Annotated in this window: 18 protein-coding genes; 5 read left to right on the top strand and 13 right to left on the bottom strand. The window is 69.1% G+C overall.

The features are described 5' to 3' along the window. Positions 1-7: 7 nt before the first annotated feature. The 6 genes from NR810_RS41285 to ligA all read right to left on the bottom strand — a co-directional run bounded on the left by NR810_RS41285 (position 8) and on the right by ligA (position 7,983). Positions 8-349, bottom strand: a complete 342-nt coding sequence (locus NR810_RS41285; RefSeq protein WP_204226152.1) for an HU family DNA-binding protein — start codon at positions 347-349, stop codon at positions 8-10. A 124-nt stretch (positions 350-473) separates the two neighbouring features. Next, positions 474-1,886, bottom strand: coding sequence for a YhjD/YihY/BrkB family envelope integrity protein (locus tag NR810_RS41280; protein ID WP_257460721.1), 1,413 nt, complete (start codon positions 1,884-1,886; stop codon positions 474-476). 126 nt (positions 1,887-2,012) lie between these two features. Beyond that, complete coding sequence (locus NR810_RS41275) at positions 2,013-4,640, bottom strand: Rne/Rng family ribonuclease (protein WP_257460720.1); 2,628 nt, start codon at positions 4,638-4,640, stop codon at positions 2,013-2,015. Between the two features lie 576 nt (positions 4,641-5,216). After that, a complete protein-coding gene (locus NR810_RS41270; RefSeq protein WP_257460718.1) occupies positions 5,217-5,663 on the bottom strand; it encodes a DUF3052 family protein in 447 nt (148 codons plus the stop codon). Further along, on the bottom strand, positions 5,660-5,944 hold the full coding sequence (locus tag NR810_RS41265; protein ID WP_257460716.1) for an acylphosphatase: 285 nt from the start codon (positions 5,942-5,944) through the stop codon (positions 5,660-5,662). The genes NR810_RS41270 and NR810_RS41265 overlap by 4 nt, the downstream gene beginning before the upstream one ends. 11 nt (positions 5,945-5,955) lie before the next feature. Beyond that, positions 5,956-7,983 carry an NAD-dependent DNA ligase LigA gene (ligA, locus tag NR810_RS41260; RefSeq protein ID WP_257460715.1) on the bottom strand — a complete coding sequence of 676 codons (2,028 nt, stop codon included), beginning with the start codon at positions 7,981-7,983 and terminating at the stop codon, positions 5,956-5,958. Between the two features lie 311 nt (positions 7,984-8,294). Between ligA and rho the strand changes: the two genes are divergently transcribed. Together rho and NR810_RS41250 are read left to right on the top strand one after the other, a co-directional pair. Beyond that, positions 8,295-9,920 (top strand): transcription termination factor Rho, encoded by a 1,626-nt coding sequence (rho, locus tag NR810_RS41255; protein WP_257460712.1) that lies wholly within the window; start codon positions 8,295-8,297, stop codon positions 9,918-9,920. A gap of 11 nt (positions 9,921-9,931) precedes the next feature. Next, positions 9,932-10,246, top strand: coding sequence for a hypothetical protein (locus NR810_RS41250; protein WP_257460709.1), 315 nt, complete (start codon positions 9,932-9,934; stop codon positions 10,244-10,246). 200 nt (positions 10,247-10,446) lie between these two features. Here NR810_RS41250 and NR810_RS41245 read toward each other — a convergent pair whose 3' ends face one another. Genes NR810_RS41245 through NR810_RS41235 form a run of 3 tightly spaced genes read right to left on the bottom strand, consistent with a single transcriptional unit; the run spans position 10,447 to position 12,890 of the window. Beyond that, positions 10,447-11,637 carry an AI-2E family transporter gene (locus NR810_RS41245; RefSeq protein WP_257460708.1) on the bottom strand — a complete coding sequence of 397 codons (1,191 nt, stop codon included), beginning with the start codon at positions 11,635-11,637 and terminating at the stop codon, positions 10,447-10,449. A gap of 31 nt (positions 11,638-11,668) precedes the next feature. Next, positions 11,669-12,127 (bottom strand): hypothetical protein, encoded by a 459-nt coding sequence (locus tag NR810_RS41240; protein WP_257460706.1) that lies wholly within the window; start codon positions 12,125-12,127, stop codon positions 11,669-11,671. Between the two features lie 25 nt (positions 12,128-12,152). After that, positions 12,153-12,890 (bottom strand): glutamine amidotransferase, encoded by a 738-nt coding sequence (locus NR810_RS41235; protein ID WP_257460704.1) that lies wholly within the window; start codon positions 12,888-12,890, stop codon positions 12,153-12,155. A gap of 117 nt (positions 12,891-13,007) precedes the next feature. Between NR810_RS41235 and NR810_RS41230 the strand changes: the two genes are divergently transcribed. From NR810_RS41230 to NR810_RS41220, 3 genes are all read left to right on the top strand, one after another. Continuing rightward, the gene (locus tag NR810_RS41230; protein ID WP_257460703.1) at positions 13,008-13,190 is read left to right on the top strand and encodes a hypothetical protein; all 183 of its coding nucleotides are present in this window, start codon (positions 13,008-13,010) and stop codon (positions 13,188-13,190) included. A gap of 55 nt (positions 13,191-13,245) precedes the next feature. Next, complete coding sequence (locus NR810_RS41225) at positions 13,246-14,703, top strand: glutamine synthetase family protein (protein ID WP_257460702.1); 1,458 nt, start codon at positions 13,246-13,248, stop codon at positions 14,701-14,703. Positions 14,704-14,770: 67 nt separating this feature from the next. Further along, positions 14,771-15,955 (top strand): iron-containing alcohol dehydrogenase, encoded by a 1,185-nt coding sequence (locus tag NR810_RS41220; protein WP_257460699.1) that lies wholly within the window; start codon positions 14,771-14,773, stop codon positions 15,953-15,955. Positions 15,956-16,061: 106 nt separating this feature from the next. On the opposite strand, the gene NR810_RS41215 is transcribed toward NR810_RS41220, so the two are convergent. From NR810_RS41215 to NR810_RS41200, 4 genes are all read right to left on the bottom strand, one after another. Then, positions 16,062-16,643, bottom strand: coding sequence for a hypothetical protein (locus NR810_RS41215; protein ID WP_257460697.1), 582 nt, complete (start codon positions 16,641-16,643; stop codon positions 16,062-16,064). A 140-nt stretch (positions 16,644-16,783) separates the two neighbouring features. Further along, positions 16,784-18,619: an ArnT family glycosyltransferase gene (locus NR810_RS41210; protein WP_257460695.1), complete on the bottom strand. Its 1,836-nt coding sequence runs from the start codon at positions 18,617-18,619 to the stop codon at positions 16,784-16,786. Further along, entirely contained in the window at positions 18,616-19,578 is a 963-nt protein-coding gene (locus tag NR810_RS41205) for a hypothetical protein (protein WP_257460693.1), read from the bottom strand. The genes NR810_RS41210 and NR810_RS41205 overlap by 4 nt, the downstream gene beginning before the upstream one ends. After that, a complete protein-coding gene (locus NR810_RS41200) occupies positions 19,565-20,077 on the bottom strand; it encodes a zinc metalloprotease (RefSeq protein ID WP_257460691.1) in 513 nt (170 codons plus the stop codon). The genes NR810_RS41205 and NR810_RS41200 overlap by 14 nt, the downstream gene beginning before the upstream one ends. Between the last annotated feature and the right edge of the window lie 31 nt (positions 20,078-20,108).

Here is a 20,108-nt window from a genome sequence, read left to right as displayed (position 1 = left end):
GCGGAGGCTAGTAGCTGGTGCCGCTGCCGCTCTTGGGATCGAACGAGATGTCGGACTGCGGGGTCTGCGGGGCCGGGCGGTTGACCCGGTCACGCAGCTCCTTGCCCGTGCGGAAGAGCAAGCCTCGCTTGGGCTTCACGGGGATGATCTGCCCCGTCTTGGGATTGCGGCCCTGGTAGCCCTGGTAGTTCTTCACGTGGAAGGCGCCCAGCCCGCGGATCTCGATGTTCTCGCCGCGGCACAGGGCCTCCTTCATGGACTCGAAGATAGTCTCGACCGTCGCCTCGGCCTGCTTCTGGGTCATCCCCTTCTTGGAGACGAGGACGTTGATCAGATCGGACTTCAGCATCGCATGCTCCCGCAAACCGCCTAACCCCTCGGAAACAGGGCGCATGGCCCGTGGTCGAATCCCGGAAACATAACAGAACGAATGCCGCGTGCAAGCCACGAGGCCCGCCAACCTCCCAGAAACGTTACGGATTTCCGCTTCCCGTCGCCGCCACGGCCGGCTCCGGGGGGGCAGCCGCCGCCACCTCCGCGAGCCCGGGGCGCACCAGGATGGCGAGGTCCAGCCACCGGGTCCGGCGCAGGACGTCGAGGCCGGCCCTGTCGGACTCCCCGAAGAAGGCCTCCAGGGGCTCGAAGCCCGGGGCGCGCGGGGTGTTCCAGGCCTGGGGCTCGACGGGGTTGTAGACGCCGTGGACGGCGAGCGTCAGGTCGGCCAGGGTGAGCTCGGCGGGGGGACGGGCCGGTAGGATGCCTCCCTTTCGCTGGCGCTCGATGAGCCCCGCCCGCTCCATGTCGTCCACCACCTCGTGGACGAGTGACTCGGCGACCCGGAGTCGGAGGGCCAGGTCCCGGGGAAGGGGAGGTGTTCCGCCGTCGAACCACACCAGCGTGGCTTCCTGCGCCACCCGTGCGGCCACCAGCTCCCGGGCCCGGGGATGGGTGCCAAAGGCCCACAGCGAGTCCCGGAAGGTGGCGTGCTCCACCGCGTACGAGAGGCGTCCGCCGGTGAGGATGAGGAGCCAGTCCACGTACAGCCACGCGAGGAACATGGGCAGGGCGCCCAGCGAGGCATAGAGCGGGTTGTGGCGGAAGCTGTACGCGGCCGCCCCCGTGTACACATGCCGCGCCACCCACCAGGCCAGGCCCGCCACCAGTCCGCCCGCCAGCGCCGAGCGGAAGCGCAGGTGGGTGTTGGGCGTCACGTAGTAGAGGATGGTGAGCCCGATGACTCCCGTGAGCGGAGACAGGGGCCCGAAGAGCTGCTCGGAGAGGCGCAGGAAGACGGGGGCCTGGGTCTCCTGCAGGAAGGAGCGCACCTCGCCCGTTCCCGCGAACGAGATGGCCAGCAGCAGCGGCCCCAGCAGCAGCAGCCCCGCGTAGATGAGCGCGCGCAGCAGCCACGGGCGGTTGTTCTTCACGCCCCAGATTTCATTCAGCGACTCGTCGATGTTGTGCAGCAGCGAGCCCGCGGAGAAGAGCAGCCCGAGGAAGCCCGCGCTCCCGATGGCCGTCGTGTGTCCCGGTTGCAGGAATCGCTGGAGGAACGCCGCCGACTCCTCGCGCACTCCGGGGGCCAGCACCGCGAAGATGATCTCCCGGAGTCGCAGCTGGACGGCCTGCTGGTGGTAGGCCCCCAGCAGTGCCACCACCACCGTCAGCAGTGGCACCAGGGAGAAGACGCTGATGTAGGTGAGCGCCGCCGCTCGCAGGCGGATGTTCTCGCCCAGGAAGCCCCGCGCCAGCGAGCGCACCGCCAGCAGCGTGTCCACGGCGAAACGGCCCGGGCGCGTCTGTCCCAGGGGCTCCCAGGTGCGGCGGGCCCACCGGAACGCGCTGGCGCGCAGTCGCTGCACGGAGAGAAGGGAGAAGGACCGCATCCGGTGGCGACAGGGTAGCCAATGCCGGGGCGGTCCGGCCAGTGGGGGAGGGTACTCACGGACCCGAGCAGGTGGGTCCGGTACCCTCACCCCGTCCCTCTCCCGGAGGGAGAGGGGAGAGCGGGCTCAGGTGTTGTCGCTGGACCCGTTGCCGTTCCCGTTTCCGGACGACGTCGGGGGCGTGCTGCCCGCGGCGGGCTGCTCTCCGCCTGCCTGCTGCTGGGCCTGGGCCTGCTGCTGCCCACGCCCCTCCCGCTGCTCGGGCCGACGCTGCTGCTCGCCCCGGTTGCGGTCACGGTCGCGGTTGCCTCCCCGGTCACGGTCACCCCGGTTGCCACCCCGATCTCGGTCGCGGTTGCCACCCCGGTCACTCCGCTCACGGTCGCCGCGGTTGCCACCCCGGTCGCCCCGCTCACGGTCGCGGTCACGGTCCCGGTCGCGGCCACCACCGCCCTCGCGGAAGCCACGCTCGCCACCGCCACTCTCCGGCCGGCGCTGCATGGACAGCTCGCCATCGCCCGAGCCCGGCGACGAGGCCACCTTGTGGTCCCCGCCCTGCGCGCTGCGGCCGTAGATGTCGTACTGCTCGCGGTGGTAGTTCTGCTGCGCCTTCACCTGGATGGATTTGTTGTAGCGGTCCATCAGGTGCCGCAGCTCCTGCCGCTCCTCGCCCTGGAGCAGCCGCGCCACCTCGGCGTTGCAGTTGATGACCAGCGTCGGGTCCTTGTAGCCCGGCGCCTCGCGGCGGATCTCCCCGAAGATCTCGTAGGCCACCGTGGTCGCCGTCTTCACGAAGCCCTTGCCGTCGCAGTACGGGCAGTCCTCGTGCAGCACCCGGCCGATGGACTCGCGCACGCGCTTGCGCGTCATCTCCACCAGGCCCAGCTCGGAGATGCGCAGCACGTTCGTCTTCGCCTTGTCCCGGCCCAGCGCCTCCTGCAGCGACTTGAAGACCTTGTCCCGGTTCTGCGGCTTCTCCATGTCGATGAAGTCGCAGATGATGATGCCGCCGATGTTGCGCAGCCTCAGCTGGTAGACGATCTCCTTGGCAGCCTCGACGTTGATCTTGGTGATCGTCTCCTCGAGGCTCTTCTTGCCGACGTAGCGGCCCGAGTTGACGTCGATGGCGGTGAGCGCCTCGGCCTGGTCGATGATGAGGTAGCCGCCGCTCTTGAGCCACACCTTGCGCTGGGTGGCGCGCTGCAACTCGTGCTCGATCCCATACGCGTCGAAGATGGGCTCTTCCGACTCGTGCAGCACCACCCGGTCCTTGAGCGCCGGGTCCTGTGCGTTCACGAAGCCGAGGATGCGCTCGTACTCCTCGCGGTCATCGACGACGAGCTTCTCCACGTCGTGGGCGAAGAGGTCGCGCGTGGCGCGCAGGATGAGGTCCAGGTCCGGGTGCAGCAGGCCGCCGCCGCCGCGCTTCTCGTTGCGGCGCACCACCTGGTTCCACACCTCGATGAGGAAGCGGATGTCGCTCTCGAGCTTCTCCTGCGGCACGTTCTCCGCCACCGTGCGCACGATAAAGCCCGTCCCGGGGGGACGCAGCCGGTCGACGATCTCCCGCAGGCGCTTGCGCTCCTTCTCGTTGGAGATGCGGCGGCTGATGCCCACGTGGTCCACCGTGGGCATGAACACCAGGTGGCGGCCCGGGATGGAGATGTGCGAGGTGAGGCGCGCGCCCTTGGTGCCGATGGGATCCTTGGAGATCTGGACCACGACCTCCTGGCCCACCTTCAGCAACTCCTCGATCTTCGCCGTCTTGCGCGGCTTGGACTTCTCCTCGTCGCGCTTGCGCTGCTGCTCCTCGCGCTGCTTGCGGCCCTTGTCCTTCTCCCGCTCCTTCTCGCGCTCGCGGTCCTTGTCCTTCTGCTCGCGGCGGGCCTCGCGGGCCTCACGGGCGGCCTCGCGGTTCTCGCGCGGGGCGCGGCGCTCACCGGCGGCCGTCTCGGGACGCTGCTGCGGGGCGGCCTCCGCCGGAGTGGGGGCGGCCACGGCACCCGGCTCGCTCTGGGGCACGAGCGCCGGCTCGGGCTGCAGCGCCAGGGCCACCGAGCCCTCGGTGGCGGGCATCGCCGGGGCAGTCTCGGCAGCCGCCTGGGCCGCGACGCTCACGGGCGCGGACTCCACCGGCGCCACGGAGATGTTCATCGGCTCGGGCGAGGCCGAGGCCTCGACGGTCACCGGCTCGGCCGACCCGGTCGCCGTGACGGCGATGGGGGCGGGCTGCTCGGCGGGTTGCTCCGGCGTCTCGGCCGTGGGCGCGGGCTGCGGCTCGGCGAGACGCTCCGGCTCCTCGGTCCGCGGCGCGGGCTGCTCGGCGCGCACCTCGGGAGGGGCTCCCACGGGGTCGGGCATCTCGCCACCACTCTTGGCGGCGTGCTCGTGCACCTCGGCTTCCACGTCGGCGCCGGCCTCGTGAGCGGCCTCGGCGGCAACGGCCTCGGACTCCTCCGGCACGTCCGGGGCGTCTTCGTCGTGCTCGCCCTCGGTCAGCTCGAACTGGGCGCGGGCGAAGTCCGGGTCGTAGACGACGTCACTGACGTAGAGGAAGGCCGCCTTCTCGAGTCCGATGTCCACGAAGGCCGCCTGCATGCCCGGGAGAACCCGGACGACACGGCCCTTGTAGATGTTACCGACGATTCCCTTGTCCTTCTTACGCTCGAGGTAGAACTCCGCGATGTGACCGCTCTCGACGAGGGCCACGCGGGTCTCCCGGCCCGCCGCGTTGATGACGAGGATGCTGCTCATTGACCAGTCCTGGGCGCGCGCGCGGATGCGTGAGCTCCGGCGGACGGGAGGCGACGGCGTCTCCCGCTTCCGAGCGCGCTGCGAGGGGAGAGGCGGGCCCGGCTCCTCCGCGCGCACGGACGAAGGTCGGCCCGGGTGTCCGGGAGCCGGCTGTGTCCGCGCGGGTGGGGGTTGAGGGGACCACGACCTGCTCCTCCGAGTTCATGTCGCCCCGCGTTGTCCGGCACCCTGCCAGGCGGGGACTCACTTCCAATCGAGCGCTCCGAGGGCCCCTGGCGCTCGTGCCGCCCCGCCTCTTCCTTCCTCACCCGGTCGGTGCCCATCCGCGGGCGCCTTGGGGGGGCGATAGAAGCTCGGTGCAGCCGGCGCGCCCTGGTGTCTGGGAACGCACCCGTCTCAAAAATCAAGAATCCATGGACCCCAAACGCCCCGCCCCTGGCGGAACGTCCCAAGGTCCGAAAACACCAAAAGGTTTTCACGCCTGATACGACCTGTAAAGGCGAGACATGGAAAATGTCGGCCGGTCGGCAGCTCGGGAAGCCCTCCGGATGGGGGGCAGGGGCCCAGGCTCGGGGGTCAGGCCTGGGCGGTCGGCAGCCGCTTGCGGTTCTCCGGCTTGTCCAACCGGCCCCGGGGGCGGCGCACCAGACGCAGGCCGGTCCAGGTGCTGTCGATGAGGCACAGCTTGTTGTCCACCATGCCGATGTCGAGCGCGGCCTGGCGGATGAAGTCCTCGGAGAGGGACGTCTTGATGCCCTCGCCGCTGGGCCAGCACACCCAGATGCCGCCGGTGAGGGCCATGGCGCGCGACAGGGCCGGCAGGCGCTGGACGAGCTCGTGCGCGTCCTGGGTGAAGAAGAGGATGACGTCCAGGCCCGTCTGGGCGGTGATGAGGAACTCCACGCCATCGGGCAGGGGGTTGAGCCGCTGGACGAAGCCCCGGGGTGGATTGATGACCGAGACCTTGCTGCCCGCCTTGATGCCGAGCATGGCCGGCAGAGAAGCCATCGCGTAGGGGTTCATGAGCTGCGCTCCACGGTGAAGGTGCTGAACTCCCCGCGCGCCTCCGAATCGACGCGCTCCACGTCCGTCACCCGGGCCTGGGGTGGGCCCCGGTGGCACCAGGTGACGAATGCCTCGAGGGCCTCGGGCGCTCCCTCGACCACTGCCTCGACGGACCCGTCCGAGAGGTTGCGCACCCAACCCGTCAGGCCGAGGCGTACGGCCTCGGTGCGGGCGCTCTCCCTGTAGAACACCCCTTGCACCTTCCCTCGAATGCGGAGGCTTGCTCGCCGCCTGTCCATGGTGCCGGCCCCTACCCTCTGGCGTCCGTCTGAAGCAGCTGCAGGAACGCCTGCTCGTCCAGGATTCTTAGCCCGAGTTCCTGGGCCTTCTTCAGCTTGCTGCCCGCATCCTCGCCCGCCACCACGATGTCAGTCTTGCGCGAGACACTTCCAGACACCTTACCGCCCCGGCGTTCGATTTCCTCCTTGGCCTGCTCGCGGCTCATCCCGGTCAGGCCGCCGGTGAGCACCACCGTCTTGCCGGCGAAGGTGCCCGTCTTGACGACGCGGGGAGCGGCGGGGGTGATTCCGGCCTCGAGCAGGGCATTGATGGCGTCGCGGTTCTGCGGCTCGCGGAAGAAGGCGTGGATGACCTGGGCCATGGTGGGGCCCACGTCCTTGACGCGGGTGATGTCCTCCAGGCTGGCCTCGTACAGCTGGCGGACGTCCGGGAAGGACTCGGCGAGCGTCTTGGCGGTGGCCTCGCCCACGTGGCGGATGCCGAGCGCGTAGAGGAAGCGGGGCTGGGTGGTCTGCTTGGAGCGCTCGATGTTGGCCAGCAGGTTGTCGGCGCTCTTCTCGCCCATGCGCTCCAGCTCAAGGAGCCGGCCCCGGGTGAGGTGGTAGAGGTCCGCGAACGTCTTCACCAGCCCCTTCTCCACGAGCTGGCCGGCCAGCTTCTCGCCCAGGCCGTCGATGTCCATGGCGGTGCGCGAGGCGAAGTGGCGCACCTTCTCCACCATCTGCGCGGGGCAGGTGGCGCCGGTGCAGCGGATGATGGCGCCCTCCTCGTCCCGCACGGCCGCCGCGTGGCAGACGGGGCACTGGCGGGGGAACTCGAAGGGCTGGGCGTCCGGGGGACGCTTGGACTCCACCACCTTCACGATTTCGGGGATGACGTCCCCGGCGCGGCGGATGAAGACGGTGTCGCCCTTGCGCACGTCCTTGCGGCGCAGCTCGTCCTCGTTGTGCAGGGTGGCGCGGCTGACGGTGACGCCGCCCACCTTCACCGGCTTGAGGTGCGCCACCGGCGTGAGCGCGCCCGTGCGGCCCACGTACACCTGGATGTCCTCGACGAGCGTGGCCTCCTCCTCGGGGGGGAACTTGTAGGCCACGGCCCAGCGGGGGCTCTTGGAGACCTGCCCCAGCCGCTGGCGCAGGTCCTCCGAGTCCACCTTCACCACCATGCCGTCCACCTCGAAGGGCAGGGCATGGCGGCCCTCGACGGACCTGCCATACTGCTCGCGCACCCCCTCCACCCCCTCCACGCGCACGTACCGGTTCACCGGCAGCCCGAGCGACTTGAGGTACTCGAGCTTCTCCGTGTGCGAGCGGAAGGCGGGCACGCCCTCACCGGGCACGCACTCGTACAGGTAGATGGAGAGCGGGCGCGAGGCGGTGATGCGCGGGTCCAACTGCCGCAGGCTGCCGGCGGCGGCGTTGCGGGGGTTGGCGAAGAGCGGCTCGCCCTCCTGCTCCCTCGAGTCGTTGAGCTTCTTGAAGTCCTTCTTGGAGATGAAGACCTCGCCGCGCACCTCGAGGCCCCCGGGCACCTTCACCCCGTCCTGCGGCAGCAGCTCCATGGGAAGGCTGCGGATGGTGCGCAGGTTGGCGCTGACGTCCTCGCCCTCGGTGCCGTCGCCCCGGGTGGCGCCCCGGGTGAAGCGCCCGTGCTCGTAGTGCAGGGTGACGGCCAGGCCATCGAGCTTGGGCTCGCACACATAGGCGACCTGCGCCAGCCCCGTCTGGCGGCGGATCCGCTCGTCGAAATCGGAAAGCTCTTCGTGGTTGAAGACGTTGGCCAACGAGAGCATCGGGACGCGGTGGACCACCTTCTCGAACTTCTCGGCCGGCGAGCCACCTACCCGCTGGGTCGGCGAGTCCGGGGTGATGAGGTCGGGGTGGCGGGCCTCCAACTCCTGCAGCTCCCGCATCAGCCGGTCGTATTCCGCGTCGCTGACCTCCGGTGAGTCGAGCACGTAGTAGCGGTGGTTGTGGTGGGCGAGCTCGCGGCGGAGCTGCTCGGCTCGGGAGGCGTCGGCGGTCTTCGAGGAGTTCACGGATGAAGGCTCGGCGGATGAACTGAATTGATTCGGGGCGTCGGCTGCCTGATTGGGCAGGAAGCGAGGATGCCTTGACAGCTCCGGAGGTGGTCAATAACCTCTTGCAGCGGCTCATGAGGGTTGTTGTCGCACCTCAGGCGCCATCTCTTCCCTGTACATGGTTCCACCACCCGCGAGGTCCCGGCAAGAAGGGATCCAGGGTGACCCTCTGAGGGCGTTTCGCGTTTCGCGTACCCCACGGACATCTTCCACGACATTCCCGTGCGCGCCCCACAATCAGGGCGCCCGCCAGTAGCCCCCCCAATCACATGGCCAAAGCCCGTTCCCCCAAAGAGAAGGTCCTGGACACCGCAGTCATCGAGGCCGAAGAAGAAAAGCCCAAGCGTCGCACGACGCGGGCCAAGGCCGCCGACCGGGACGATACCGACAAGCCCTCACGCCGCCGGACATCCGCCCGTCGGGAAGAGGACACCGAGTCCGAGGCTGCCTCGGAGGCCGTCGCCGAGACGCCGCGCCCGGTGCTGACGCCGATTCCCTCCCACCCGGTCCGGGACGAGGAGTACCAGGAGGTCCGCGCCCAGGCCACGCACGAGGAGCCCGCCGCGCAGCCGGCGGCCCCCGAGCCGGTCGAGGCGCCGGTGGTCACCGAGGTGACGCGTGACGGCGCCCCCATGCAGGTCATCAAGCTCAATGACCTGAAGCGGATGAAGATCACCGACCTGGCGAAGATGGCCCACGACTTCAACATCGAGGGTTATCAGGGTCTCAAAAAGCAGGATCTCATCTTCGCGCTGCTGTCGGGCATCGCGGACAAGAAGTTCGAGGTACACGCCGAGGGCGTGATGGAGCTGCTGAGCGACGGCTTCGGCTTCCTGCGCAGCTCGGACAGCGACTACCAGCCGAGCCCGGACGACATCTACGTGTCGCCGTCGCAGGTGCGCCGCTTCAACCTGCGGCCGGGCGACACGGTGACGGGCCCCATCCGCCAGCCGCGCGAGGGCGAGCGCTTCTTCGCGCTGCAGAAGGTGGACAAGGTCAACTTCGCCGACCCGCTGTCCGAGGCGGCGCGCGAGCGCATCCTCTTCGACAACCTCACGCCGCTCTACCCCACGCGCAAGCTGAAGCTGGAGCACGAGGGGTCGGAGATGACGACGCGCATCATCGACCTGTTCTGCCCCATCGGCCTGGGCCAGCGCTGCCTCATCGTGGCGCCGCCGAAGGCCGGTAAGACGGTGCTGCTGCAGAACATCGCGCACGCCATCTCGAAGAACCACCCGGACGTCTACCTCATCGTGCTGCTCGTGGACGAGCGCCCCGAGGAAGTGACGGACATGGAGCGCAACGTGCGTGGCGAGGTGGTCAGCTCCACCTTCGACGAGCCGGCCACGCGTCACGTGCAGGTGGCGGAGATGGTCATCGACAAGGCCAAGCGCCTGGTCGAGCAGAAGTACGACGTGTGCATCCTGCTGGACTCCATCACCCGTCTGGCGCGCGCCTACAACACGGTGGTGCCGGCTTCGGGCAAGATTCTGTCCGGTGGTGTGGACGCCAACGCGCTGCACAAGCCCAAGCGCTTCTTCGGCGCCGCGCGCAACATCGAGGAGGGCGGCAGCCTCACCATCATCGGCACCGCGCTCATCGACACCGGCAGCCGCATGGACGAGGTCATCTTCGAGGAGTTCAAGGGCACCGGTAACTCGGAAATCGTCCTGGACCGGAAGCTGATGGAGAAGCGCATCTTCCCGACGCTGGACATCAACAAGTCCGGTACGCGTAAGGAGGAGCTGCTGCTGACCCCGTCGGACCTCATCCGCATCACGGCGCTTCGTCAGGTACTGCACCCGTTCACGCCGATCGACGCGATGGAATTCGTGCTCAAGCATATGCGTCCGACCGCTTCGAACGCCGAATTCCTCGGCTCGATGAACCGGTAAGGAGTCGACATATGCGCCGCACCCGCTCTGTTCCACTCGCCGCCCTCGTCTTGGGGGCGGTGCTCGCAGGGTCCGCCGGGTGCGGTCCAATAGAGGGGGACTTCGGCATCACCCCGGAGCCCCTGTCCAACCGCGTCTGCTACGAGGACGCGGACTGCATGGGGAACGCGTGCTGCGGCGAGGGCACCAACCCCACCCACGTCCAGGACGGGCCGAACTGCGCCAACGTGCGGTGCTCTGGGACGTGTCCGGTGAACGGCATCGACTGCGGGCGTTGCCTCGTCATCTGCCGGGACTCGCGGTGCGAGGCCGCCTGTAGCGGCTGAGGCCGCTTCGTTCCCTGCTCTTTCCGAACGCGGAGCTCGAGTCAGACCCTCTCCCTCTGGGAGAGGGACGGGGTGAGGGTCTACCGTTCTCTTCTCGGGTTGCCCGGTCGAGGCACGGTGGAATGAGGGGAACACCCTCACCCTAGCCCTCTCCCAGAGGGAGAGGGGACACACACGGATTCAGCCTGTGTGACTCAGGGCTACTTCGACGGCTCTGCCTTCTCGAGCTGCACCTCGGCCAGCGTGGGCTGGGCCTTGAGGCGGGCGTAGTCGAAGCAGGCCACCACCAGCGAGGCCACGGGCACCGCGAAGAGCGCACCCACCAGGCCGAACATCTTCTCCCCGGCGATCAGGCTGAAGGCCACGATGACCGGGTGGATGCGCGCCGCCGAACCCATGATCTTCGGGTTGAGGAAGTACGCCTCCAGCGCGTGGATGCCGATGATCCACAGCAGGATGGCGACGCCCTTCTGGAAGCCGTCGGCCAGCGCGATGAGCACGATGGGCACCGAGCTGAGGATCGTCCCGAAGATGGGGATGAGGCTGAAGACCGTGGCCACCGTGGCCAGCAGGAAGGCGAACTTCACCCCGAACAGCAGCAGCCCCACGAAGGTGAGGACGCCATTGACCAGGCAGATGGTCACCTGTCCGCGCACCACGCCGGACAGCGAGCGATCGATCCGCTCCAGCAACAGCTTCGCGTCGGTGCCGTACTCGGCCGGCACGAGGCTGAGGAAGTAGCGGACGATGGCCTGCGCATCGATGGAGAAGAACGCGGCCACCATCAGGATGAAGAACATCATGAACACGCCGGCCACCACCGACGTGATGATGTTGCGCGACACGGTGACGATGTCGCCCAGGTGCTCGCGCGTCAGGGCCGTGAGGCTGGCGGCCACGTCCTGGATGACCTGCTCCAGGTTCAGCGAGAAGCCGGTGCTGGACACGCCGGTGCGGATGTCCTCGGGCGTGGCGATGGCCACTGGAATCCCATTGGCGCGCAGCCAGTCCTCGGCGCGGTCGGCGAGCACGTGGATGCGCTCGGGGGTGAGCGAGTTGATGAAGGCCACCCCATCCCGGCTGATGCGGGCCAGCTCGCGGTAGAGCTGCGGCACCATGGCGATGAAGAAGAGGTACAACGCCAGGAAGAAGAGCGCGTAGATGAGCAGGATGCCCACCCAGCGGGGGATGGGGTACCCGCGCACCTTCACCTGGGTGATGCGCGTCACCAGCGGGTGCACCAGGTACGCGATGAGCGCGGCGCTCGCGAAGGGCAGCAGCACCGAGTGGAACAGCGCCAGGATGACGGCGACCGTCAGCCACAGTCCCGCGAGGATGTAGATGCGCTTGCGGCGTTCCGCTGGAACGTTGAGCTCGTGATGCTGCAGCATGCGCGGCTTATCGCAGAGGGACCGTCCGGGCTCAAGCGAAGGGCGTCTGAACCAGCCGCAGGCGAGCTTCCAGGCGGTCGAGGCATTGCTGCATGAGCCGCCGGTTCACACGTCCCTCCGTGGCCTCTCCCAGGCCGAGCATCTGGTCGACCAGCCACCGGTTCAGGAAGAGCAGGGTCAGCCGGTCGGTCGGGGCCAGCCCCCGTGCCAGGTAGCGCTTGTTGCGCATGTAGTCATCGTAGGCATCCAGCTCCCGGGCCAGCTCCCAGCGCGACAGCCGCAGCGCCTCGTCGTAGACGGCCGGGGCGGGGCGTGGGGGCGGCTCGGTGAAGAGGGGCGCGAACTGGCCTCCCACCTCCAGGTCGATTTCCTGGACCGGGGGCGGCCACTGCTGCAGGTCCTTCGCGAGCAGCTTCGCCACCTCCTCCAGGAGGTGGTCCATGAGGGGGATGGGCTTCGTCTCGAAGAGGTAGTCCCAGCGCGAGGCCATGCCTCTACCTACTTCAGCCCTGTTCTCAGGTGAACCGCTCGACGAAGTTGCGCAGGATGCGCTGCCCGGCGGGCGAGGGAGCGATTCCCGCCAGCAGCCGGGGTACCCGTTCTCCACACCCGTGACCCCGGGCCCTTGCTTCGACCTCCAACTTCTCCGCCCGGGCCAGAATCAGGGCACGCATGGCGGCCGGGTGGACCTCGGGGTGGAACTGCACCCCGCGGATGAGGGGCCCGAAGGCGAGCGCCTGGACGGGGGTGTTCGCGTTGCCCGCCAGCACGTTGGCTCCGGTGGGGGCCTGCTCGACGATGTCCTCGTGGGTGGCCTGGACCACGAAGCGCTCGGGCAGCCCGTCGAAGAGCGGATCCTGCCGTCCCTCCTCGCTCAAGGAGACCTCCACGGTGCCAATCTCCCGGCCGTGGTGGTTGCGCACCACGCGCGCCCCATGGGCATGCGCGAGCAGCTGGTGCCCGAAGCACACCCCGAGCACCGGCACCCCGTGGGCCGCCGCGCCCAGCATGAACTCCGCGGCGCGCTCCATCCACGGCTCCGGCTGCGTCACCGAGGCGGGTGAGCCGGTCATCATCACCGCATCGTAGCCTGCGGCACTGTCCGGCAACCGGGCGCCCCGGTGCACGTGGAGGATGTCGAACCGGCAGCCTCCGGGAGCGAGCGACTCGACGAACCAGTGCTCATAGTCACCTACGCCGAGCCTCACGGAGTGGGCCGCATCACCCGCTTTCAACAGGAGAACGTTCTTCATTGTCCCTCTCGGTGCGTCGGGTTGCCGCGTTGGATGCCGCTCCCTAGCTTCGGCTGCCGCTTGCTGTTGACGCCCGCACGCACCTCCGATGTGCGCCCGGGCTTCCGAGGTGTCTCCATGTCCGACGCTCGCACGCTCCCTCCCTGGCTTCCGGTGCTCAAGCTGCTCATCGGCGGCCAGGATGTGGACCCCGGCAAGGCGTCGCGCGAGGCGCTCCGCAGCGGTGGCTTGTCACATCACGTCCTGGGGGGCCACCTCCAGGTGAAGGCTGTGTGGACGAAGTTGCCCTCGGAAGTGTGAGGGGAAAGGTCCGGGCGCGCACATGGGCGTCGGGCGAAGGAGGAGGAGGAGGCCAATGGCGAACCGTTCCAAGGCGAAGGTCATCACCCTGCCGCAGCCCGCCGGGAGGCGTGCGCGCTCGAAGGACAAGGGCGACACGGTCCGGCACCTGCGTGAGCCCTCGGGCACGGACCTGCTGCACAAATGGTTCGAGGAGAAGGGCGTCAAGCAGGTGAAGATCGGCGCGGTGGACGTGGACGGCGTCTGGCGCGGCAAGTACGTGTCCGTGGAGAAGTTCTTCTCCGCGTGCAAGAGCGGGCTCGGCTTCTGTGACGTGGTGTTCGGCTGGGACATCACGGACGAGCTGCTCGACAACACGCGGGTGACGGGCTGGCACACCGGCTACCCGGACGGGCACGCCAAGGTGGACCTGTCCACCGGCCGCATCATCCCGTGGGAGCCGGACACCGCGGCCTTCCTGCTGGACTTCATCAACCCGGACGGTACGCCCTTCGAGCCGAGCCCCCGGCAGCTGCTGCAGAAGATCGGCCAGCGCGCGCGCGACATGGGCTTCCTGCCGAAGTTCGGCGCCGAGTACGAGTTCTTCATCTTCAAGGAGACGCCGCAGTCGCTGAAGGAGAAGGGGTACGAGCGCCTGACGCCACTGACGCCGGGCATGTTCGGCTACTCGTGGCTGCGCACGTCGCTCAACGCGCCGCTGGTGCACGCCATCATCGACGGGTGCCGCGACTTCGGCGTGGAGCTGGAGGGCTTCCACACGGAGACGGGCCCGGGCGTCTTCGAGGCCGCCATCCGCTACGACGATCTGGAGAAGGCCGCGGACAAGGCGGCGCTCTTCAAGACGGTGGTGAAGGAGATCTGCGCGCGCCACGGGCTCACGGCCTGCTTCATGGCGAAGGTGGATCCGAAGCTGCCGGGGTGCTCGGGACACATGCACCAGTCGCTGTGGACGTTGAGGAGCGACGAGAACGCCTTCCACGACGCCGAGTCGGCCGATGGCATGAGCACGACGATGCGGCACTACATCGGCGGGGTGATGGAGCTGATGCCGGAGCTCACGGCGCTCTACTGGCCCACGGTGAACAGCTACAAGCGCAGCGTGGAGAACACGTGGGCGCCGGTGACGGCGACGTGGGGCCGGGAGAACCGGACCACGGCGGTGCGTGTCATCGGGGACAGCCCGAAGTCGATGCGGCTCGAGTACCGGCAGACGGGCGCGGACATGAACGCTTACATCGGCATGGCGGCGAGCCTCGCCGCGGGCCTGTGGGGCATCGAGAACGAGGTGAAGCCGCCCGAGCCGTGTGCCGGCAATGGGTACTCGGTGGATGCGCCGCGACTGCCGCGCTCGTTGAGGGAGGCGGTGACGCTGCTCGAGAGGTCGAAGCGGGCGAGGCAGATCCTGGGCGAGGAGTTCGTGGACCACTTCGTGCGCACGCGCGACTGGGAGGCCCGCCAATACGAGCGAGCCGTCACGAACTGGGAGCTGGAGCGCTACATGGAGCTGATCTGAGCAAGCCCCCTCTCCCTCTGGGAGAGGGCTGGGGTGAGGGTCTTCATTTGTTGTCACGGGAGTACCGATGAAACCGTTCGACATGCCGAGCGAGCCGCGCATCACCGAGCTGTCCTGGCCCACGAAGATCGTCCTCGGGGCGGGAGCGCTGCAGCGGCTGCCCGCCCAGGTGGCGAGGCTGAACATGAAGCGTCCGCTGGTGGTGACGGACGCGGGCGTGGTGAAGGCGGGGCTCGCGCAGCGGCTGTACGAGGTGTTGAAGGCGGCCGGAGTGGGCTTCACGGTGTTCGACCAGGTGAAGCCCGACCCGACCGAGCGCGACGCCTTCGCGGGGCTGGAGATGTACAAGGCGGGCAGGTGCGACGGCATCATCGCCCTCGGCGGAGGCAGCCCGCTGGACGCGGCGAAGCTGGTGCAGGTGCTCACCACGCACGAGCCGCCGCTGTCGCGCTACGACGACGCGACGGGCGGTGACCAGTACGTGCTGGACAACATGCCGCCGCTCATCGCCATCCCCACGACGGCGGGGACGGGCTCGGAGGTGAGCCGCTCGGGCGTGGCGACGCTCTCGGACACGGGGCGCAAGACGGTCATCTTCAGCCCGTTCCTCATGCCGAAGGCGGCCATCTGCGATCCCGAGCTCACGCTGGGGCTGCCGCCCGGGCCCACCGCGGCCACGGGCATGGATGCCTTCACGCACTGCCTGGAGGCCTACCTGTCCAACGGCTTCCACCCACTGGCGGACGCGGTGGCCATCGACGGCATCGGCCGCGTGGCGCGCTCGCTGCCCAGGGCCGTGGAGGAGGGGAGCAACCTGGTGGCCCGCACCGACATGATGGTGGCGGCGATGGAGGGCGCCATGGCCTTCCAGAAGGGGCTCGGGGCCTGCCACGCGCTGGCGCATGCGCTCACGCCCATCTCCGGCGTGCACCACGGTCTGGCCAACGCCATCGTCCTGCCCGTGGTGATGGAGTTCAACCGCCCCGTGAGCACCGCGCGGCTGGCGCGCGTGGCCCAGGTCATGGGGGATACGTCGAACGCTCGTGAGGAGGTGCTCGCGGGTAATGCCATCGAGCGGGTGCGCAAGCTGAACGCCACCATCGGCATTCCCTCGCGCCTGCGCGACGCGGGTGTGCAGGAGAAGGACCTGGTGCGCATCGCCGAGAAGTCCTTCGTGGATGCCTCGCACCGCGGCAACCCGCGCCCGTGCACCCAGGAGGACCTGCTCGCCATGTTGCGCGAGTCGTTCTGACGGGCCCGGATACCCTCACCCCGACCCTCTCCCAAAGGGAGAGGGAGAGGGAAGGGGGGCGGACACGGTCACTTCGTGGTGGCCGCCTCCGTGCCGCTGCCTGCTTTCATTGGGCGGGCGGCGGTGCCGTGTTCTGCGCGGGCTCCTCCACCTCGGCCTCCTCGGTCTGGCTTTCCTCGGGCGCGTTGCCCTCGGTGGCGATGTCCGTGGTGCCCACCACCGCGCCCGTCACCGGCTCGCCTCCTGGCTGCGGCGTGAACTCAAGCATCTCCACCGCCACCGCGCCCGGCAGCCGGAAGTCCATCGCCGACACCCGCTGCTTGTCTCGCAGGTCATACAGCTGCTGCGCCACCGAGCCCGCCTGGATGCGCTGGTCCGAGAAGAAGACGTACGCCCGGATCTTCCCCTCCTCCACCGGGATGCGGAAGCTCGAGTTGTAGATGCGCTTGCCGGTCTCGCACTTGATGGACCGGTTCTCGCGCGTCATCGTCAGCTGCCGGATGACACCCTTCTCCGACACCGTGAACAGCATGCAGTAGGGGTGCTGTCCGGCCTTCGGGATGAACTCCACCGTGGAGCCCCCCAGTGCCTTGATCTCCGCGCGCGTGGGAATCGCTGGTTTCTGCTCGTTCTGGCAGCCCACCCCACCCAGCGCGACCATTGTCACCGCCCACATCCACCGAGTCATGTGTCCCTCCTCGAGACGTCAACCACGGTCGTGACCCGAGCGTAGCCCGGATACCCCGGGTTCCGCCCCTGGGGGCACTCCGCCGTCTCCGCCTGAACAGTTCGTGAAGTCCGTTCCACCGTGGCGCACCGCGCCATGACTCAGCGTTGCCGCTGGTAGACGACCACCTGCGGCGTCTCGTCCAGGTACAGCCCCGTGGCCGGTGTCCGCGTCCCGTAGGACTGCCACACCTGGAACTCGTGCTCGCGGAACTCCTGGTGGTACTGGTACGCCGCGACGTCCGAGTCGAACGGGCCGCCCGGTTGCAGGTCCCCGCGCAGCATCCCGTTGCGCTGGTAGTCGCGGAACGAGAGGCCGTTCACCTCGTGCAGGAACACGCGCCCGTTGCGCGGCGCGTGCTCGTTGATCCACGGCAGCACCGCCGTCACGTTGCTCGACCAGAACTGGCGCTGCATCCCCAGCGACGCCGCCCCCGGCACTCCACCCGCCAGCTCCGAGTAGAAGCTCGTGCCGTAGGGGAACACGCGCACCAGTCCGAGGAGCGCCGGCAGCATCAGCAGCGCGAAGACGGGGGCCGCCACCGCCGTCAGGGACAGCCCCGGCCAGCGGGCGCGCAGCCGCTCCACGAGCGCCTCGCAGCCCCGCGTCACCGCCACGCCCGCGAGGATGCCCAGGAAGGGCATCGCCGGCAGCCAGTGCTTCACCCCTCCGAAGTGCGGCACCTGGGGATGGCTGATGATGAGGATGGAGGCCACCGCCTGCACCCCCATGAGCCCCTCGGCCAGGGACGGCATGCGCACCAGGGACCGCGTACGCTCGAAGAGGCTCAACACCGCGCGCCCCGCGAGCGCCAGCCACCCCGTCACCATGGGCACGAAGAGGCTGGTGGGCACGGTGAGCGCTGTCTTCACCAGCACGTAGTCCAGGGGGAAGGGCGGCTCGCGCAGCAGCTTCCCCAGGTAGAACCAGGCGTAGTGGTTGTGCGTGGCGTGGAAGTTCAGGTACCAGGCCGCCCGCTCCACCGGCTGGTGCCAGAGGTAGGGCCAGTGCAGGTAGAAGGCCGCCGGTCCGCACACCACCATGGTGGCCATGGGCAGCAGGGCGAGCGCCGTGGGCGCGCTCACCTCGTTCAGCTTGTGCAGCATCCCCAGGCAGCCCACCGCCAGCACGACGAAGAGCAGCGTGTGCGGGCTGAGCAGGAAGAACTTCCGTTGGAAGCCCACCGGCCCCAGGCTCACCCACAGCAGCCCGTACAGCACCGCCACGGCGGCGACGAGGCCCAGGACGCGCAGCAGGCCGGTGCGCGCGGCGGGCTGGCCCTCGCTGGCCGTCCACGCGCGCCACAGCGCGAAGGGCGCGAGGGTGAAGGGGAGGAAGAGCGCGTTGTGCTTGGTGCACAGCGCCAGGCCGAAGAAGACGCCGCACAGCACGCCCCAGCGCCTGTCCTCCAGCGCCCGCCAGAAGGCGTAGACGACCAGCAGCCACATGGCCGCCACGGGCATGTCGAAGCAGGCCAGCTCCGCGTTGAAGTACTGGCGCGGGACGAGCAGGAAGGAGAGGGCGGCGAAGAGGCCCACGGCGCGGCCGTACACCGCGCTCCCCAGCAGGAAGGTGAGGGCCGGCACCAGCGCCGCCATGGCGAAGGCCGGCAGCCGGAAGGCCGCCGCCGAGCGCATCCACCCCAGCGTCTCGTGGAAGAGCAGGTGCGACAGCCCGAAGAGCACCTTCATCAGCACCGGGTGCTCGTGGTTGTAGTCCCAGGCGCGCACGATGGCGCCGTCGGTGAGCGCTCGCGCCGGCTCCCGGAAGAGCTGCTGGAACCAGCGCGCGTAGCTCTCGCCCGCGTAGAAGTAGACGCTCTCGTCGCGCGTGAAGCCCACCGCGGCCTCGGTCGCCCACAGCGCCGCGAAGGCCAGCACCCACAGCGCCAGCGCCAGCCAGCGCTCGTCCCGCGTCGCGGCCCGGCCCACCGTCATGTGCCCTCCCTGGAGACGACTGCCCCGTCCCCGAGCGCGAAGACGTCCAGGCACACCTGCCGCGTGTCCGCGTTGTCCGCCTGCACCCAGACCTTCACCGTGCGAGGCTCGCCCGGCGGCAGCGCGCGCGAGGCCTTCTGCACGCCCTCCAGGCCCGGCGGCTGGGCAATCTGTACCAGCGACTCGCGGCTGGCCACGTCCTCCACGCCGTAGTGCGTGGTCCTCAGGTGCGGCGCGCGCTGGACGGCGTACTCGAAGACGATGCCGCCCTCGAGCCGCAGCTCCGTGCCTCCGGGCACCCCGTCGAACTCGGCCACCAGCCGCTGCTTCCCGCCGGGGGCGTGCATCCACAGGCAGCGGCGCGGCTCGTAGTAGATTTCATGCCACTCGGGGGCCACGTAGAGGTGCGGAGGCCCGGGGCAGCGGTGCACGCGCCCGTCGAAGGGACAGTCGACGCGCGAGCCGTCCGGGGACTCCAGATAGACGCGGGCCTTCGCGTACGCCTCCGAGGCCACGAAGCGCCGGGGCCGGTAGCGGCCGTTCTCGTACAGCGTCAGCTCCAGGTTGCCCGCGCGGCGCGGAGCACCCACGGCGGTGCGCCGGGGCAGGAAGGCGGCCCGGAAGCCCGCTTCATCGGCCCGGGGCAGCTCGGGCTGGCCCAGCACCCAGACGCGAGGGTGCGCGCTCAGGTCGTCCTTGTCCGAGCCGAGATAGCCGTACACCGGCAGCTCCGGCGGCAGATGGAGCCGGGCCTTCTCTGTCCACCAGGGGAAGAGGAGCACCGCGTCGCCGGGGCGGGCCTCGGCGCGCAGCTGGTCCGCCACGGTGCGGTAGTCCGCTTCCGAGGGGAGACGGCCGGGCAGGCGGAGCTGGAAGACGAGGCAGGCGAGCGCGACGAGCAGCAGTCCCCCCAGCTCCACCAGGGGGAGGGCGCGCCTGATGGAATCAGGACTTCGCAAGGCGGAGCTTCTGCTCGCTCTTCTCGCGGCAGAAGGTGCAGAAGGAGGCCTCACCCTGGGCGAAGGACGGCGTCCAGGGTGGATACATCGAGCAGCGCGGATCCAGACAGTGGTGCAGGCCCCACAGGTGGCCGAGCTGCTGCAGCGCGTTGCGGGCCACGGGCTTGAAGGACGCCTCGAGGTCCTTGTACCCGTGGGTGCTGATGATGGCGCGGGCCTTGTTGTAGATGGCGTAACCCGGGGTGGGGGCCTTGCCGGAGGCCAGCTCGCGCTCCTTGAGTTTGCGCGAGGTGATGAAGAGGACCTTGTCGTCCTCGTAGGCCCGCACGCCCTTCATCTCCGCGAGCAGCTTCTCCGCGTCCAGCGGCTCGGACATGCCCGCGGGCACCTCCAGCTGGCCGGAGTGCTCGCTGCCCACGCCGAACGCCGTATAGAGGGTCTGGCAGAGCTTCGCGATCTGCTTTTCGTCGAAGGAGTCCAGCGTCACGACGCGAATCACGGGGCGTCACCTCGAAGGGGGGACCACGAAG

Source organism: Archangium lipolyticum (genome assembly GCF_024623785.1).
Lineage (GTDB): Bacteria > Myxococcota > Myxococcia > Myxococcales > Myxococcaceae > Archangium > Archangium lipolyticum.
Note: the sequence above shows the minus strand (reverse complement) of the source record. Positions and strands in the feature narration are given on the sequence as shown.